General features: G+C 32.2%; 17 protein-coding genes. 10 read left to right on the top strand and 7 right to left on the bottom strand.

Annotated elements, in window-relative coordinates; translation table 11 throughout:
• Window positions 1–8: 8 nt before the first annotated feature.
• From ACKTTR_RS12330 to ACKTTR_RS12320, 3 genes are read right to left on the bottom strand one after another with little or no spacing between them, the layout of a single operon-like run.
• On the bottom strand, window positions 9–380 hold the full coding sequence (locus ACKTTR_RS12330; protein WP_408028135.1) for a four helix bundle protein: 372 nt from the start codon (window positions 378–380) through the stop codon (window positions 9–11).
• A 40-nt stretch (window positions 381–420) separates the two neighbouring features.
• Window positions 421–2,826 carry a 3-hydroxyacyl-CoA dehydrogenase/enoyl-CoA hydratase family protein gene (locus ACKTTR_RS12325; RefSeq protein WP_408028134.1) on the bottom strand — a complete coding sequence of 802 codons (2,406 nt, stop codon included), beginning with the start codon at window positions 2,824–2,826 and terminating at the stop codon, window positions 421–423.
• A gap of 17 nt (window positions 2,827–2,843) precedes the next feature.
• Entirely contained in the window at window positions 2,844–3,305 is a 462-nt protein-coding gene (locus ACKTTR_RS12320; protein WP_408028133.1) for a MarR family winged helix-turn-helix transcriptional regulator, read from the bottom strand.
• 190 nt (window positions 3,306–3,495) lie between these two features.
• Here ACKTTR_RS12320 and ACKTTR_RS12315 point away from each other — a divergent pair, with 190 nt between their 5' ends.
• From ACKTTR_RS12315 to ACKTTR_RS12300, 4 genes are all read left to right on the top strand, one after another.
• On the top strand, window positions 3,496–4,425 hold the full coding sequence (locus tag ACKTTR_RS12315) for an ABC transporter ATP-binding protein (RefSeq protein WP_408028132.1): 930 nt from the start codon (window positions 3,496–3,498) through the stop codon (window positions 4,423–4,425).
• 3 nt (window positions 4,426–4,428) lie between these two features.
• Window positions 4,429–5,751: an ABC transporter permease gene (locus ACKTTR_RS12310; RefSeq protein WP_408028131.1), complete on the top strand. Its 1,323-nt coding sequence runs from the start codon at window positions 4,429–4,431 to the stop codon at window positions 5,749–5,751.
• Between the two features lie 103 nt (window positions 5,752–5,854).
• A complete protein-coding gene (locus tag ACKTTR_RS12305) occupies window positions 5,855–6,796 on the top strand; it encodes a mechanosensitive ion channel family protein (RefSeq protein WP_408028130.1) in 942 nt (313 codons plus the stop codon).
• Window positions 6,797–6,993: 197 nt separating this feature from the next.
• Window positions 6,994–8,157 carry a sigma-54-dependent transcriptional regulator gene (locus ACKTTR_RS12300; protein ID WP_408028129.1) on the top strand — a complete coding sequence of 388 codons (1,164 nt, stop codon included), beginning with the start codon at window positions 6,994–6,996 and terminating at the stop codon, window positions 8,155–8,157.
• Between the two features lie 62 nt (window positions 8,158–8,219).
• On the opposite strand, the gene katG is transcribed toward ACKTTR_RS12300, so the two are convergent.
• Window positions 8,220–10,418 (bottom strand): catalase/peroxidase HPI, encoded by a 2,199-nt coding sequence (gene katG / locus ACKTTR_RS12295; protein ID WP_408028128.1) that lies wholly within the window; start codon window positions 10,416–10,418, stop codon window positions 8,220–8,222.
• Between the two features lie 287 nt (window positions 10,419–10,705).
• On the opposite strand from katG, the gene ACKTTR_RS12290 reads away from it, so the two are divergent.
• The 3 genes from ACKTTR_RS12290 to ACKTTR_RS12280 all read left to right on the top strand — a co-directional run bounded on the left by ACKTTR_RS12290 (window position 10,706) and on the right by ACKTTR_RS12280 (window position 12,005).
• Entirely contained in the window at window positions 10,706–11,347 is a 642-nt protein-coding gene (locus ACKTTR_RS12290; RefSeq protein ID WP_121148250.1) for a peroxiredoxin, read from the top strand.
• Window positions 11,348–11,436: 89 nt separating this feature from the next.
• Window positions 11,437–11,745 carry a thioredoxin family protein gene (locus tag ACKTTR_RS12285; protein ID WP_099214027.1) on the top strand — a complete coding sequence of 103 codons (309 nt, stop codon included), beginning with the start codon at window positions 11,437–11,439 and terminating at the stop codon, window positions 11,743–11,745.
• Window positions 11,746–11,747: 2 nt separating this feature from the next.
• The gene (locus ACKTTR_RS12280) at window positions 11,748–12,005 is read left to right on the top strand and encodes a DUF6952 family protein (RefSeq protein ID WP_408028127.1); all 258 of its coding nucleotides are present in this window, start codon (window positions 11,748–11,750) and stop codon (window positions 12,003–12,005) included.
• A gap of 59 nt (window positions 12,006–12,064) precedes the next feature.
• On the opposite strand, the gene ACKTTR_RS12275 is transcribed toward ACKTTR_RS12280, so the two are convergent.
• From ACKTTR_RS12275 to ACKTTR_RS12265, 3 genes are read right to left on the bottom strand one after another with little or no spacing between them, the layout of a single operon-like run.
• On the bottom strand, window positions 12,065–12,487 hold the full coding sequence (locus ACKTTR_RS12275) for a response regulator (RefSeq protein ID WP_408028126.1): 423 nt from the start codon (window positions 12,485–12,487) through the stop codon (window positions 12,065–12,067).
• Window positions 12,488–12,489: 2 nt separating this feature from the next.
• Window positions 12,490–14,436, bottom strand: a complete 1,947-nt coding sequence (locus ACKTTR_RS12270) for a sensor histidine kinase (RefSeq protein WP_408028125.1) — start codon at window positions 14,434–14,436, stop codon at window positions 12,490–12,492.
• Window positions 14,437–14,460: 24 nt separating this feature from the next.
• Window positions 14,461–14,841, bottom strand: coding sequence for an Hpt domain-containing protein (locus ACKTTR_RS12265; RefSeq protein WP_408028124.1), 381 nt, complete (start codon window positions 14,839–14,841; stop codon window positions 14,461–14,463).
• 133 nt (window positions 14,842–14,974) lie between these two features.
• Here ACKTTR_RS12265 and ACKTTR_RS12260 point away from each other — a divergent pair, with 133 nt between their 5' ends.
• The 3 genes from ACKTTR_RS12260 to ACKTTR_RS12250 are packed head-to-tail and all read left to right on the top strand — an operon-like array spanning window position 14,975 to window position 17,921.
• Window positions 14,975–15,343 (top strand): response regulator, encoded by a 369-nt coding sequence (locus ACKTTR_RS12260; RefSeq protein WP_408028123.1) that lies wholly within the window; start codon window positions 14,975–14,977, stop codon window positions 15,341–15,343.
• A gap of 22 nt (window positions 15,344–15,365) precedes the next feature.
• The gene (locus ACKTTR_RS12255) at window positions 15,366–16,472 is read left to right on the top strand and encodes a HEAT repeat domain-containing protein (protein ID WP_408028122.1); all 1,107 of its coding nucleotides are present in this window, start codon (window positions 15,366–15,368) and stop codon (window positions 16,470–16,472) included.
• Between the two features lie 15 nt (window positions 16,473–16,487).
• Window positions 16,488–17,921 carry a glycosyltransferase family 2 protein gene (locus ACKTTR_RS12250; protein WP_408028121.1) on the top strand — a complete coding sequence of 478 codons (1,434 nt, stop codon included), beginning with the start codon at window positions 16,488–16,490 and terminating at the stop codon, window positions 17,919–17,921.
• Window position 17,922: the final 1 nt, after the last annotated feature.

The raw sequence follows: 17,922 nt of genomic DNA, 5'->3' as shown, positions 1-17,922 counted from the left end.
TTGAGGTTTTAGTATTGAGTGAATGTTTGGGCGTTTAATTTTTGCTGAAAAACATAATTCATTTTCTGAATTTCAATACACAACTCAATAATGGGTTGTACTTTATCTTTATGTATTAGGTTCAATTCAATAACTAATAGTAATTGCGTTTGAAGTTCGTATGTAGAACCATTTGCAATACTCAAAAAGTGTTTGAATTCTTTTTGTGAATTTCTACCAGCTCCTTCTGCTATATTTGAAGGAATCGAAATAGCACTTCTCTTTATTTGAGATGTTAGTCCGAACTTTTCATCCGATGGTAATTCTGAAACAAGTAGATAGGTAGCTTTTGCTAACTCTATTGATTTTTGCCATATTTTTAAATCTTCTACTTTATGCATTTCTAACTACTTAATACTAATATCTCAATACTATTCGCAACTAGTTGCGAAGTGGTTTACCAGTTTTTAACATATGCTGAATACGCTCTAACGTTTTTCTTTCAGTAGTTAAACTTAAGAAAGCTTCACGCTCAAGGTCTAATAAATACTGCTCAGTAACTTTTGTTGGTTCTGATAAATCTCCCCCAGCCATTACATAGGCTAGTTTATTTGCAATTTTCTGATCGTGTTCAGAAATATATTTAGAAGCTTCCATAGAGTCTGTTCCTACTAAGAACATTCCTAAGGCTTGCTTACCTAATACTAAAACATCTTTACGTTTTACAGGTTGTGTATAACCTGCTTCAGCTAATAACACAGCGTGCTTTTTAGCTTCTGCTATTTGACGGTCTTTGTTTACAACCACAACATCTTTTCCTTTTTGTAGTAGGTTTAAGTCGTATGCTTCATAAGCTGAAGTTGCCACTTTTGCCATACCAATAGTTAAGAAGTGCTCTTGTAATACATTTAATTGAACATCACCAGTGTGGAATAAGTCTTGCGCTCTTAAAGCCATTTCTTTAGATCCACCACCACCAGGAATTACTCCAACTCCAAACTCTACTAATCCGATGTAGGTTTCAGCAGCAGCAACTACTTTATCAGCGTGTAATGATAATTCACATCCACCACCTAACGCCATTCCGTGAGGAGCAGCAATCGTAGGAATTGCAGAGTAACGCATACGCATCATGGTATCTTGGAAATATTTGATAGCCATGTTTAATTCATCGTACTCTTGCTCAACAGCCATCATAAAAATCATTCCGATGTTTGCACCTACTGAGAAGTTTGCAGCTTGGTTACCAATTACTAATCCTTGGAAGTCTTTTTCAGCTAAATCAACCGCTTTGTTTAATCCAGCTAAAACATCACCACCAATAGTGTTCATTTTAGATTGGAATTCACAGTTTAAGATTCCGTCTCCTAAATCTTCAATCACAACACCAGAGTTTTTGAATACTTCGGTAGTTTTACGAATGTTATCTAAGATGATAAATGAATCTTGTCCTGGTTTTTTAACTTGTGCTTTTGCAGGTACATCGTAGTAATATGTTGCACCGTCTTTAACTGTATAGAAAGATTTCTCTCCTTTAGCTAACATTTCAGTTACCCAAGCAGCAGGCTCTTTTCCTTCAGCTTCCATTAATTCGATACCTTTTTCAACTCCTACAGCATCCCAAATTTCGAAAGGACCATTTTCCCATCCGAAACCAGCTTTCATGGCATCGTCAATTCTGTATAATTCGTCAGAAATTTCTGGAATTCTATTTTGAACGTACGCAAACATTGCTGCGAAGTTTTTACGGTAGAATTCTCCCGCTTTATCTTTTCCGCCAACTAAAACTTTGAATCGATCAATTGGCTTATCTATTGTTTTTGTTAATTCTAACGTAGCAAATTTTGCTTTTTTAGACGGACGGTATTCCATCGTATCTAAATCTAAGGCTAAAATTTCACGTTTTCCTTCAGCATTGGTTGTTTTTTTATAAAAACCTTGCTTGGTTTTGTTACCTAACCATTTGTTTTCCATCATTGTGTTGATGAAATCTGGTAACTTAAATAAGTCGTGTGCTTCATCGTTAGGACAGTTTTCATAGATTCCGTTAGCAACATGTACTAAAGTGTCTAATCCAACAACATCAACTGTACGGAAAGTAGCTGATTTAGGGCGTCCAATAACTGGTCCTGTTAATTTATCAACTTCTTCAACAGTTAATCCTAATTCTTTTACTTGGTGGAATAACGATTGGATTCCGAAGATACCTATACGGTTTCCAATAAACGCTGGAGTATCTTTTGCTAATACTGAAGTTTTTCCTAAGAATTTAGAACCGTAATCCATTAAAAAGTCTGTGACTTCTTGCTTACAGTCAGGTCCTGGAACAACTTCAAATAATTTTAAATAACGAGGAGGGTTAAAAAAGTGTGTAACCGCAAAGTGCTTACGGAAATCTTCACTACGTCCTTCGTTCATAAACTTAATAGGAATACCTGAAGTGTTGGTAGAAATAATAGTACCAGGAGTACGATATTTTTCAACTTGCTCAAAAACACTTTGTTTAATGTCTAAGCGCTCAACAACTACCTCCATAATCCAATCTACATCTTTTACTTTATGTAAATCGTCTTCAAGGTTTCCAGTAGTAATTCTATCTGCAAATTTTTTATTGTAGATAGGTGATGGTTTCGACTTTAATGAAGCAGCCAAAGCATCATTTACCAAACGGTTACGAACTACTTTGTCTTCTAAGGTTAATCCTTTTGCTTTTTCTTTGTCGTTAAGCTCTCTTGGAACAATGTCCAAAAGCAATACTTCAACGCCAATGTTAGCAAAATGACATGCAATACCTGATCCCATGATACCAGAACCGATAATTGCTACTTTTTTAATTCTTCTTGCCATTTGTTTGTTGGTTTGTTTTATACAGCTTTATTGTCAATATCGTCTTCGTATATTAACTTATCTGTAATTAGTTTGTTTATTGTTGTTGTTACTTTAAAGAAGGTTTCTAACTCTTCTTCAGTAATATGTTCTCTTACTTTATTATTGAATTGGTATACATGCCCTTTTGAAACTTCACGCATTTCTTTACCATATTTAGTAAGCTTTAAAATAACGCTTCTACCATCATTAGGATTTTTCTCGCGACATATAACTCCTTTGTCTTCCATTGTTTTTAATAAACGAGAAAGACTTGTAGGTTCCATTCCCATTAACGGTCCCAAAGCAGTCGAAGGAGTACCGTTTTCAAAATCTATATTCAATAAAGCAAAAGCCGTGGCCATTGTGCTATCATGCTTTGCAGCTTGCTCGTTATACATTTTTGCAACGGCTTGCCACGTGGCTCTTAATTGGTGATCTATTGATTTATCCTTGTCCATGGATGCCAAATATATAAAATTTTATTATGCATGCATAGTATTTTGCGAAAAAGTTATGCATGCATAATAAAATTAACAAAAAATTAATCTTGTAACGTTTAGAGAGAAGCGTATACTAATTGAGTATAAAAATATGTAAGTTTGTCACTGCTGTTTTTAAATAAACGGCAATTAATCAACTATAAAATCTATGAACAATTTATTAGAAATTAATAATGTAGTAAAGCGTTATGGCGATTATACTGCGTTAAATAATGTTTCGATGCACATTCCTAAAGGAAGTGTTTTTGGTTTGTTAGGACCTAATGGAGCAGGAAAGACCTCGCTTATTAGAATTATCAATCAAATAACAATGCCTGATGCTGGTGAAATTATTTTAGATGGAGAAAAGTTAGCTCCAAATCATATAGAACATATAGGTTACTTACCAGAAGAAAGAGGATTGTATAAAAGTATGAAGGTAGGAGAGCAGGCATTATATCTTGCTCAATTAAAAGGGTTGAGTAAGTCGGAAGCCAAAAAGCGATTGAAATATTGGTTTGATAAATTTGATATAGGTGCTTGGTGGAATAAAAAGATAGAAGAGCTTTCAAAAGGAATGGCTCAAAAGGTACAGTTTATAGTAACTGTATTACATCAACCTAAATTATTAATTTTTGATGAGCCGTTTTCTGGGTTCGATCCTATCAATGCACAACTAATAGCGAAAGAAATTTTACAGTTGCGTGATGAAGGAGCTACCATTATTTTTTCTACCCATAGAATGGAATCTGTTGAGGAGATGTGTGATTATATAGCTTTGATTAATAAGTCGAATAAAATTTTAGATGGTAAGCTAGAAGATATTAAAAAGGAGTTTAGAACAAATACTTTTCAAATAGGGGTAGCAACTTCTAATTCTAGAGAAGTAGAAGATAAATTAAAGCAAAACTTTGAAGTGTTACCGGCTGATTTCAAATTACTGAATGACGGGTTAAAACTGAATGTAAAATTGACTAATGGAAGTTCTCCAAACGATTTGTTATCGTATTTAACAACTCAGGGACAAGTGCAGCATTTTGTCGAGTTAGTGCCAAGTGCCAATGATATTTTTATTCAAGCAATCCATAAAAACAGTTAAGCAATGAAAAGATTACGATTAATTATAGAACGCGAATTTATAGCTAAGGTTAGAAATAAATCGTTTATCGTCATGACTTTCTTAAGTCCGTTGTTAATGATTGGTATGGGAGCTTTGGTATTTTTCTTAATGAAAAAGAATGATGAAAAGGTTAAGAAAATAGTATATGTTGATGAGTCGGGAATGTTTTCTAAAGATGTGTTTGTAGATTCAAAAACAGTAAAGTATGAAGATTTTACCGCTTTAGGAATTGAAGATTCTAAAAAGAAGGTAGAAGATGGTGATTATTACGGGGCTTTATACATTCCGAAACAAGATAGTTTAGAGGTATTGGCAAAATCGATTGAGTTTTTCTCTAAAGATTCACCAAGTATGTCTATCATGGAAAGTTTAGAGGATAAAATAGATAAGGAGTTACGTCATAAAAAATTGACAAGCTTCGGAATTGATATTGCACATATTGAAGAATCAAAAATAGCTTCAGAAATAAAAATGTTGAATTTTTCTGGTGAAAAATCTTCAAAATTAATCAACGGATTAAAGATTGGTGTAGGAGCTATTGCAGGATATTTGCTAATGATGTTTGTTATGATCTATGGAACATCAGTAATGCGTAGCGTTATTGAAGAAAAAACGAGTAGAATTATTGAGGTGATAGTTTCTTCTGTAAAACCTTTCCAATTAATGTTAGGGAAAATTATAGGAAATGCATCAGCAGGTTTGTTGCAATTCTTTATCTGGGGAATTTTGTTTTTAGTGTTTAGCCTAGTAGCTTCTTCATTCTTTGGTGTTGATATGATGGAAGCGCAGTCAGCAAAAATATCTCCAGAACAAATGGAGGCTATTCAACAAACAGCAACTAATAAAGGTGAAATGATTGCGCAAGAAATTTTTAGGTTGCCTTTAGTAAAAATGTTCTTCTTATTTATTTTCTATTTCTTAGGAGGGTATATGTTGTATAGTTCGTTGTTTGCAGCAGTTGGTGCAGCGGTAGATAATGAAACGGACACACAACAATTTATGATGCCTATTATGTTACCATTAATTTTGGCAGTGTATGTAGGTTTTGCAACAGTAATTAATGATCCTCACGGACCAGTATCGGTAATATTCTCTTATATACCTTTTACATCTCCAATAGTGATGTTAATGAGAATCCCGTTTGGAGTTGCTTGGTGGGAAATAGCGCTTTCTATGTTGCTATTAATTCTTACTTTTATAGTGATTGTATGGATTGCAGCAAAAATTTATCGAGTAGGTATCTTAATGTACGGTAAAAAGGCAACTTACAAAGATTTATGGAAGTGGATTCGTTATAATGGATAATTATCGTTTATGAAATAAATTACAGTAATTAACGTATATATGATCTGAAAAGTGTTTGATAGTGAATTACATCTGATCAATAAAAAACAATAAGAATTAACAGATGAAAGAAATTATAAAAGAAATAACCGATTTTCTAAATCTTAGAATTCCTGTAGGAGGAAAAGAAGTAGACTTTACAATAAAGACAGTTCTGTTCTTAATAATAGGTTTAATTCTTGTTAAAATTTTACTGAAGTACTTAAAGAAGTTAGCAAAAAGCAAGTTAGAACAAGAAGACAAGAATAAGTTTGATACTATTTTCTCTTTTACAAGTTGGTTAGCTTATGTAGTCGTTTTTTCAATAGCTTTAAGTTCAGCAGGAGTTAATTTAAGTGCAATATTAGTAGCTTCTTCAGCCTTATTAATTGGTATTGGTTTGGCGTTGCAAACTTTTTTTCAAGATATAATATCTGGTGTTTTTATTATTGTAGACAAAAGTGTTCACGTAGGTGATATCATTGAGTTAGATGGCAAAGTAGGTAGGGTGGAAGAGATAAAATTAAGAACTACTAGAGCAGTAACTATTGATAATAAGGTGTTAGTAATACCAAATCATAAATATTTGTCAAATAGTTTATATAACTGGACACAGAATGGTACTACAACTAGAGAAAGTGTAACAGTGGGTGTGGCATATGGTAGTGATGTGGCTTTGGTTAAAAAACTATTGACGCAAGCGGCTAATGAACATCCGAAAGTGTATCAACATCCAGCGCCGTTAGTGCTTTTTGAAAATTTTGGAGATAGCTCTTTAAACTTTAAGTTGATTTTTACATTAAATGATAGTTTTCAGGCAGCGATACCAAAAAGTGATATACGATTTAGAATAGACGAACTGTTTAGAGAGCATAATATCAGTATTCCGTTCCCTCAAAGAGATATACACATTGTAGATGCCAAAGGGTTACGTTTTGAACCTCCTAAAAAAGAAGTACTTCAAAACAATCAGAAAGAAATTAAAAGTAAAGAGGAAGGAAATTCTAAAGAAGAATTAAATAATTAAGATGAAAAACGTTTGGCTTGCTTTTTGAGTTGTAACCACCAATGGTTCTTTCTTGTTGTAAAGAGTGTGTTAATAAAGTAACGTTAATAGATTTAGAAAACGAAGTAGGTGAGCTCCAAAAAATGATTTCTGATTTCAAGAATTCATTAAACTAGTCTTTTTTCTTTTGATCTAACATCTAAAAGTCTAAAAAAAATATGAGTAAAATATTAATAATAGAAGATGAAGCTGCAATTCGCAGAGTATTAAAAAAAATTATTTCTGAAGAAAACGATTCCTATGAAGTAGAAGAAGCTGAAGATGGTTTGCAAGGAATTGAAATGATAAAGAAAACAGATTACGATTTAGTTTTATGTGATATTAAAATGCCTAAAATGGATGGTGTTGAGGTGCTGGAAAAAGCCAGAAAGTTAAAACCTGAAATACCAATGGTGATGATTTCTGGTCATGGTGATTTAGATACCGCAGTAAACACTATGCGTTTAGGAGCTTTTGATTATATTTCAAAACCACCAGATTTAAATCGTTTATTGAATACCGTAAGAAACGCTCTAGATAAAAAGGAGTTAGTGGTAGAAAACAAGCGTTTAAAAAAGAAGGTGAGTAAGAATTATGAAATGATTGGTGAAAGTGATGCTATTACTCGTATTAAAGATATTATTGAAAAAGTATCAGCTACAGATGCTAGAGTTTTAATTACCGGGCCTAATGGTACAGGAAAAGAATTAGTAGCGCATTGGTTGCATGAAAAATCTGAGCGCTCTAAGGCTTCAATGGTTGAGGTAAATTGTGCAGCTATTCCATCAGAACTAATAGAAAGTGAGCTTTTTGGGCATGTAAAAGGAAGTTTTACAGGAGCTAACAAAGATAGAGCAGGAAAGTTTGAAGCGGCTAATGGAGGAACTATTTTCTTGGATGAAATTGGTGATATGAGTTTGTCGGCACAAGCAAAAGTATTACGTGCTTTACAAGAAAATCGTATTCAACGAGTAGGTTCTGATAAAGACATAAAAGTAAATGTACGTGTAGTTGCTGCAACAAATAAAGACTTAAAGAAGGAAATTGAAGAAGGACGCTTCCGCGAAGATTTATATCATCGTTTAGCAGTGATTTTAATTAAAGTTCCTGCGCTTAATGAAAGAAGAGAAGATATACCGTTATTAGTAGATTTCTTTGCAAAGAAAATTTCTGAAGAGCAAGGTATGCCTAAAAAAGGATTTTCTAATGATGCTATTAAGTTACTGCAAGAATATGATTGGACAGGAAATATTAGAGAGTTACGAAATGTAGTTGAACGATTACTTATTTTAGGAGAAAAAGAAGTCTCTAAAAATGATGTAAAACTATTTGCTAGTAAATAGTATAAATACTTTATAAAAAAAAGAAGAGCAATTTGCTCTTCTTTTTTTTGATTATACTTGTTTTAATTTAAATCGTATCTATCAGCATTCATTACTTTAGTCCAAGCAGCTACGAAATCTTTAACAAACTTTTCTTTGTTGTCGTCTTGTGCGTACACTTCAGAATAGGAACGTAAAATTGAATTTGAACCAAAAATTAAATCAGCTCTAGTTGCTGTCCATTTAGTATTTCCAGTCTTACGATCAATAATGTTGTATAGATTTTCTCCTGCAGGTTTCCAAGAGTATTTCATATCAGTAAGGTTTACAAAGAAGTCGTTACTTAATACCCCTTCGTTTTCTGTAAATACACCATGTTTAGTTCCTCCGTGGTTGGTTCCTAATACACGCATTCCTCCAACTAAAACAGTCATTTCAGGAGCGGTTAAGCCCATAAGTTGTGTTCTGTCTAATAATAATTCTTCAGGTTTTACCACATAATCTTTCTTTTGCCAGTTTCTATATCCGTCATGTAAAGGCTCTAAAACATCAAAAGATTCAGCATCTGTCATTTCAGCGGTTGCATCACCTCTTCCAGGAGTAAAAGGAACTTTAATGTTGACACCACCTTCTTGAGCGGCTTTTTCAATAGCAGCACTACCTCCTAAAACAATCAAATCAGCCATACTTACTTTCTTGCTTAATCCTGATTGAATTTCAGCGAGTTTATCTAATACTTTCTTCAATCTTGTAGGTTCGTTTCCTTCCCAGTCTTTTTGAGGAGCTAAACGAATACGTGCCCCATTAGCACCACCTCTAAAGTCAGAATGTCTAAAAGTTCTAGCACTATCCCAAGCAGTATTGATTAATTCAGTACGAGTAAGTCCGCTATTTAATAGTTTTTCTTTTAGTTCTTCAATTTCAGTTTCGCTTAAAGTATAGTCAACAGTAGGAACAGGATCTTGCCAGATAAGAGTTTCTGTTGGAGCATCAGTACCTAAATAACGCGTGTTAGGTCCTAAATCACGGTGTGTTAACTTAAACCAAGCACGAGCAAAAGTGTCAGCGAAATAGGCTGGATCTTTGTAGAATTTTTCAGATATTTTTCTGTATTCAGGATCCATTTTCATCGCCATATCCGCATCAGTCATGATAGGATTTCTTTTGATATTCGGGTTGTGGGCGTCGGTAGGTTTGTCAGCATCATCCATGTTAACAGGTTCCCATTGCCAAGCACCAGCAGGACTCTTTTTTAATTCCCACTCATGATTTAATAATAAATGAAAATAGGTATGATTCCATCTGTCAGGGGTAGTTGTCCAAGCACCTTCCAAACCACTGGTAACAGTATCTGCTGCATTCCCGTTTCCTTTAGGGTTCATCCAACCAAAACCTTGATTGTGAATTTCAGCTCCTTCAGGACTTTGACCTAAAGCATCTGCATCACCATTACCATGAGCTTTTCCTACGGTGTGCCCACCAGCTGTCAAAGCAACGGTTTCTTCATCGTTCATTGCCATTCGCTTGAAGGTCTCTCTTACATCTTGTGCAGTTCTTAGCGGATCAGGTTTTCCGTCTACACCTTCAGGGTTTACATATATTAATCCCATTTGAACGGCAGCAAGTGGGTTTTCAAGTGATTCACGATCTTGGTCACTACCATATCGATTTTCGGTAGGAGCTAACCATTCTTTTTCAGTACCCCAATAAATATCTTTTTCAGGATGCCAAATATCTTCACGTCCTCCAGCAAAACCAAATGTTTTGAATCCCATAGATTCATAAGCCATGTTTCCTGCTAAAATAATAAGGTCTGCCCAAGACAGTTTGTTACCATATTTTTTCTTGATAGGCCATAACAAACGTCTAGCTTTATCTAAATTACCATTATCAGGCCAACTATTTAAAGGAGCAAACCGTTGATTACCTGTATTACTACCACCTCTACCATCAGCAACTCTATAAGTACCTGCAGCGTGCCACGCCATACGAATCATTAAACCTCCATAATGTCCCCAGTCGGCAGGCCACCAATCTTGGCTATCCGTCATTAAGTCTTTAAGGTCGTTTTTAACAGCTTCTAAATCTAATTTTTTAAATTCTTCAGCATAATTAAAATTTTCTCCTAAAGGATTGGTTTTGGTGTCATGTTGGTGTAGAATGTCTAAATTCAATGATTTAGGCCACCATTCCATAACATTATCATGTATTTCAGTATTAGCACCTTGAGAAAAAGGACACTTTCCATTTTTACTAGAAGAGTGTGAGTGTAAATCTTTCATATTTATATTTTTTTTAGGTTAGAATACGTTCAAATTTACAATAAAACTACGGATAATTTTTATCTATATTTTTTATTTTGATATAATATTTTCTTATTGTATGTTTTTTTTGTTTTGTAAGTTGTTGGTTTTTAAAATGGTATTTTGTTTATTGATTTTGTTGTTTTGGTAGTATTGATAATTCTTATAATGTAATAAAAAAATATTTTTAGTTTCACTCTTTAAATGGTAGGAAACGAAATACATTTGTGCTCGTAAAAAATTATTAATCAATAAAAAATTATAAAATGGCTACAGCAGTAGGAAAAAAATTCCCAAGTTTAAACGTAGATGCAATGAATGAAATGGGTGATACGTTTAAATTAAATGTATTAGAAGAGGCAGTTAAAAACAAGAAAAAAGTGTTGTTATTTTGGTATCCGAAAGACTTTACTTTCGTTTGTCCAACTGAATTACACGCTTTTCAAGCTGCATTACCAGAATTTGAAAAAAGAAATACTATTGTAATCGGAGCTTCTTGTGATACTCCAGAAGTACACTTTGCTTGGTTAAGCCAATCAAAAGACAACGGAGGTATTGAAGGTATTACTTACCCATTATTAGCTGATAGTAATCGTAATTTGTCATCTATTTTAGGTATCTTAGACATCTCTAACGAAACTTATGATGAAGCTACAGGAACTGTACAAGTTGAAGGAGATAATGTAACGTATAGAGCTACATATTTAATTGATGAAGAAGGAACTGTATTCCATGAAGGAATCAACCACATGCCAGTAGGTCGTAACGTAAACGAATATTTACGTTTAGTTGATGCTTACACTCACGTACAAGAAAAAGGTGAGGTTTGTCCAGCAAACTGGGAAGAAGGTAAAGAAGCAATGCAAGCAAACGCTAAAGCTACTGCAGAGTACTTAGCTGCAATCTAAAATATAATTTAAGAAAGGAAACAAGTTCGTGTGAGATAAGTGAAGGGGTCGAGCACGAGCTCCTTTCGAAATAGATAATATAAAAGACTATGGTACAAGAATTGAGTCAAGACAATTTATCAGAGGTTGTTGCAGGTAATAAAAAAGTAGTGGTACAGTTTTCAGCTACATGGTGTGGTAACTGTCGTATAATGAAACCTAAATTTAAAAAATTATCTTCTGAAAATGAAGATATGGTTTTTGTAATTGCAGATGCAGAGAAGTTTCCAGAGAGTAGAAAACTTGCTGATGTAAGTAACTTACCTACTTTTGCTACTTTTATTGATGGTAAATTTGTAAATCAAACTCAAACTAACAAGTTTGATGTGTTGAAAGATTTAGTAAACGAAGTAGCTTAATTATGAAACTACCTGTAATTAAACACTTAACTTCATTTATTGAAGAAAACGATCGAGATTACGTACTAGAAACTATTGAAACTCTTGAAGCCTTAACGGAAGTTCCATCGTTAAAAGACGAAGAATTAGACGTGATAGGAGAGTTAATCTCTAATATGTACGGAGCAATTGAAGTTGATAAAATGATTAAAGACGGAACACCTAAAAAAGAAGCGTTAAATAACTTTATGAAACGTGTTTTAGGTTCGATTGACCAATAGTTTTTAGAAATAATTTTATAGAATCCCAGTAAACATTAAGTTTTCTGGGATTTTTTCTTTTAGGAATGATTAAAAATATTAGGGAAATTAGACACTAATATGCTTTTTAGTTTTTCTGAAGTTAAAGGTTTTGATTGAAACTCATTTATTTGACCAATAGATTTAGCTTTTTCTTTATCGTTAGGATCTAATGATGTAGTAAGCATAATAACAATCTTTTTAGCTTGTCTATTTTTATCGAACTTTTTATATTCTTCCAAGAAATCCCATCCATTCATTTTAGGCATATTAATATCCAAAAAGATAAGTTCTGGATGAGGAGAATTGTTTTCAATTTTAGATTTTAAATACACAAGAGCTTCTTCAGCACTTTGTTTGCATACGACGTGCTCGGAACAATTTTCTTTTTCTATAATTAATTTATGAAGAAAGTTGGTTGCGGGATCGTCATCGATTAATAAAATAGTGTGTAGTTTTTTCATAATTATTGGTTTGGTATTGTAAAGAAAAAGGTACTTCCTTTTCCAGGTTTTGATTTAACTCCAATTTCTCCTCCATGCATTCCTACAATTTTTTGGCAATGTGCAAGACCAATTCCAGTACCTTCATATTCATTTTCTGTATGTAGACGTTGAAAGATTGAAAAAATCTTTTTCTGAAATTGCTCAGGTATTCCAATGCCATTGTCTTTTACATAAAACTTCCAAGCATGATCTTTCTTTTTTGCTTTAATAGAAATTTGAGGAGAAACGTCTTTTTTAGAGAATTTTATAGCATTACTAATAAGGTTTTGAAACAACAACCTAAGTTCAATAGGATAGGCATTTATAATAGGTAAATTACTTTGTTTAATGGTTGCTTTACTTTGTTTAATAGTACTGTTTAAATCATCTATAATATCGTTAACTAAGAGATTGCAGTTTACCTTTGATATTTCTCTTTGGCGACCTAATCGAGAATAATCTAATAAGTTTTTAATCAAACTACTCATTCTATGGGTAGCTTTTTTTATAAAAAGAAAAAGTTGTTTCGCATTGCTATCTAATTGATCATGATATTCATCATAAAGTATTTCAGAAAAGGATGAAATAGTTCTTAAAGGTTCCTGTAAATCGTGAGAAGTAATGTAACTAAACTGCTCTAACTCTTGGTTTTTTTGCTCTAAGGTTTTTACATATTTAGAAGCAAGTAACTCTTCTGCCTCTTTACGCTTTGTAATGTCTAGCTGAATAGCCATATATTCTCTAATATAATTGGTTTTTTTCTTTAGAGGTACAATAGCGGTTTCTGTCCAGTATAAAGAACCATCTTTAGCTCTGTTTTTTACTTCGCCAAACCAAGGTTGACCAGAAGATACAGTTAACCAGGCTTCCGTAAAAAAAGAATCCGGATGATAATCAGAACGAACAATCTCGTTTGTACTTCCTATAATTTCTTCTCTTGAATATTTAGAAATTTCACAAAACTTATCGTTTACATATTTAATAAAAGTGTTCTCATCAGTAATAGCAACAATAGCTATTTTATCTAAAGCTTCTTTAAACTGTAATAACTCTGAATTTTTATTAATTAAGTTTTTTTCTAGGGCTTTTCTAAGATAATCAGACTTATTTAACCCAATAGAAACGATGTAAGTGTATAAAAAACCAGAGAGAATTAAAACTAAAGTATAGACAATAATACCTGATTGAGCACCAATAATTTTTTCATTTATTAGAGTTAACATGAAAAAGCTTAAAAAAAATGGAATAAGGATGATAAAAGGTAATAGTCTTTGAAGAGATTTACTACCGTCACTATTTCCTAAAATGGTTTCTTTAAAACCTATGTTATAAGATTTGAATATTAATAAAGATGAAATGAAAACAAAAGATATTGCTGTTTGAACAGACATAGTTTTGAAAAAAACAATCTTAGAGTCTATAGGAAATCTTAAAATAAAATAAAGAATAGTAATTAATGAAATTACTGAGGTTACAAGAGCAACGTGTTGAGTAGTGGCTATATAAGCTCTATTAGTTGATTTTAAACCTGTGAGCCCAATAGCAAAAAAGATAAAACACACTGCTGTGGCTTCAGACATTCTACCTGGGTTAACTATTGTTAAGGTATCTTTTATAAATAGGTTATCTATATATAGGTTTACTCTAAAGATATATTCTATAAGGGTTAGAGTACTGATAAGTAGTACTGTGTAAGTGAAGATAAAGAAAGGTTTTCTATATTTTCTTTGCTTTTTTCTACTAATTATTAAGCTTATTGTAGATAGAAAAAACAATAGGGCAGTATTAAATTTGGTTGTAGCTCCATTTTCATTAATTGTAAATATGATTTGTTTGTGAAAAATCCATTCAAGCATAGTAAAAATGCTAAAGAACAATACTAAATAAGTAAACAAGTAACTTATGTATTTAAGTTTTTGTGATTTCATGTAGTGAGGGACTCTGTAAGTAGGTTAATTATTGTTTTTTGAAAAGCAAGAGAGCATTCTTTCGTATTCAATAATACTTTCGTTGTAATTATCTATAACTGAATTTATGAGTGATTTGACTCTTTTAATGTTTTTTGATTGGGAGCTTAATTCTTCAATTTCAATGAGTAATTTTTTTGATTTTAGCCCCATAATGGTAAAGGAGGACTTTAAAAAATGAGCGACTTCTTTAATTAAAGTAAAATCTTCTTCATCACTAGCTTTTTTTAGAGTGGTAATCTTCTTCTTACTTTCTGTTAAGAAGACAGAAATCATCTCAACATATAAATCAATATCATCAGAAAGATTCCTGTTTAGAAAATCTAAATCAACAATTTCACTATGAAAACAATTGTTTTTTAACATGGGGGGACAGTTTTTTAAACACGGTTTTAATACAGGTAATTAAGTAGTTAAACTAGCATATTTTTGTTATATTTGAGTATTAAGTGTGATTTTTCTATAAAATTAGTAAAAAAAGTATGTAAATAATAATTTAATGGGTAAGGAAAAGAAAATTGTTATAGCTGAGGACAACTCAGTGTTTTTATTATTAATTAAATTGAAATTAGAAAAGGAAGGTTATGAGTTGTTTGTTGCTGAAGATGGAAAAAAAGCAATTGAACTCATAGAAACTCATCAACCCGATTTGATTTTAACCGATATAATGATGGATTACCTTTCTGGTTTGGAAGTTATAAGTCATGTTAGAAATGTATTAAAAATGGATGTCCCTATTCTTGTTTTTTCGGCTTCAGGTCAAGAAGAAATGGTAACACAAGCGTTTAATTTAGGTGCTAATGATTTTATGGTAAAACCATTAATGCCTAATGAGTTGGTGATAAGGGTAAAACGAATGCTTATGTAAAATAAATTTATCCCTCAACTTTATGGTCCCCCCTCAATTTATCGATTCTTTTTTAAAAGATCTTCCGTCTATTGCCAAAATAATCTGGATACTTGCTACAGTCTTCTTTTTTGTTTTACTAAGTCTTGTCCTTTTTTTAAAAGTGGTAAGGTTTCGTTTAAGAAAAAGAGAAGCATATATTAAAAGTGAAAGCGAAAAGTACGAAATATCCATTGTGGATTATCTGTATGCATATGAAGATAACAAAGGACTTAATAGTGATCAAGAAAAACTTATCTTAAACATTAAGCACACTTTAACAACTAGTATAAATAGAAAGGTATTTGTCAATACACTTTTAAAATTAAAAGGAGAAGTTTCTGGTAATATGATTGATGTTATTAATCAGTTATATAAAAAGTTAGGGTTAGACCAACGAGCCTTATCTAAACTAAAAAGTAGTAAATGGCATATAGTTGCAATAGGAATTAGAGATTTAAGAAGATTTAAAGTATTAGAAGTCCAAAACGAAGTAGCGAAGTGCATTAATCATTCTAAAATGGAGGTTCGTAGGCAAGCATATTTATACTTTATCAATTTATTTGGTTTTAAAGGACTTGAATTCTTAGGGAACTTAAAAACTTCAATTTCCATTTGGGATCGAATAGGAATTCTAGATGCCTTACAAGGTATAAAATCACAAGAAACACCTGATGCAGGAAAATGGTTAAGTTCTAAAAATGATTACGTTGTATTGTTAGCTCTTGAATTAGTGAGAGTTTATGGTTTAAGAGAAACACAAGAAGAACTACTACAATTAATACAACATGAAAATAGTGAGATTCGTCTAAAAACAATTAATGTTTTAAACTATCTATATATAATAGAGGCGAAAGAATTGCTAATTAAAACTTATGAAACTCTAACGGTAAAAGAACAAATAGCAGTGTTTGAATTGTTAGAAAATATGGGGGCAAAAGAAGAAGAGTCTTTTGTATTAAAACATGTTACCAGTGAAGTTTTTGAAATAAAGGTGTTAGCCTTAAAAATTTTAAAACAAATAGATGCTCCCAAATTTACAGGCATTAAAGATGAAATAAGTAAGCTAGGAAATTTTAAGGTTATTGATTTTTTAGAAAATACACCTTAAGGAAAAAAGAAAATTATGGATACTTCAAACGTTGCATATTACATATTACTGGTTATTCACTTTTTATTTTTAGGATACTCATTTTTGGTTTTAGTATGCTATGGAATATTGGCTGTTTATTCTAGAAAAGAAACAATTTCGTATTTACGAAAAAATAGCTTTGTTAATTACAAAGACATATTATCATCAAGATTAGCCCCTGGGATTTCAATTATAGCTCCAGCCTATAATGAAAGTTTAAATATTGTAGAGAATGTAAGATCGTTACTTTCCACACACTATGCAGACTATGACGTAATTATAGTAAATGACGGTAGTACAGATGATAGTTTAGAAAAATTAATCAAAGCTTATAATCTAGAAAAAGTACAATACCTAATTAATGAGCGTATTAAAACCAAGCCAATAAGAGCAGGAGTTTTTAAGTCTAAAAATCCAGCATTTGAAAGACTTATTGTAGTTGATAAAGAAAATGGAGGAAAAGCAGATGCACTTAATGTAGGGCTAAACATTAGTAAGAATGATTATGTGGCTTGTATTGATGTAGACTGCTTGTTAATGGAAGATTCATTACAAAAAATGATAAAACCTTTTTTAGAGTACACAGACAGGAAAGTAATTGCTTCAGGAGGAGTCATAAGAATAGCTAACTCATGTATTATAAAAAACGGGAAGCTAATAGATATAAATTACCCAAAAGTAACCTTAGTAAGGTTACAAATACTAGAATACTTACGGTCTTTTTTATTAGGTAGAATGGCATGGAGTAAATTAAACGGATTGTTGGTGATTTCAGGAGCGTTTGGAATGTTTGATAAAAATATAGCCATTAAAGTAGGAGGGTATAGTACGGAAACTGTTGGAGAAGATATGGAAATTGTTGTTCGAATGCGTAGGTATATGGAAGAACAAAACAAAAAATATAAAGTAGCCTATATTCCAGATCCTCTATGTTGGACGGAAGCCCCAGAAAGTTATAAAACATTTATTTCACAACGTAACAGATGGACGAGAGGAACAATAGAAACATTAAAAACACATCGAGTAATAGGGTTTAACCCAAAATACAGGGTTTTAGGAATGTTAAGTTTCCCTTATTGGTTTCTTTTTGAACGAATGGCACCTATAATTGAAGTATTAGGAATTATATACTTTACAGTATTACTTTTTATAGGAAGTGTTCATTGGAATTATGTACTTGGATTTTTCTTAGCAGCCTATTTTTCTTCAGTAATCTACACTTTATTAGCGATTTTTTCAGAAGAATTTAGCTTCCATCAATATAAAAAAAAGGGAGTAGGATTTCAGTTAATAAAATCAGCTTTTATTGAGCCATTTCTTCTACATCCAGTTGTCTTATATGCTGCCTTAAAAGGAAATAAAGACTACTATTTTAATAAAAAGCTTAAATGGGGAAAAATGACAAGAAAAGGATTGAGTAATAAATGAC

The sequence above is a fragment of the Tenacibaculum litoreum genome (assembly GCF_964513915.1).
GTDB classification, from domain to species: Bacteria; Bacteroidota; Bacteroidia; order Flavobacteriales; family Flavobacteriaceae; genus Polaribacter; species Polaribacter litoreum.
Note: the sequence above shows the minus strand (reverse complement) of the source record. Positions and strands in the feature narration are given on the sequence as shown.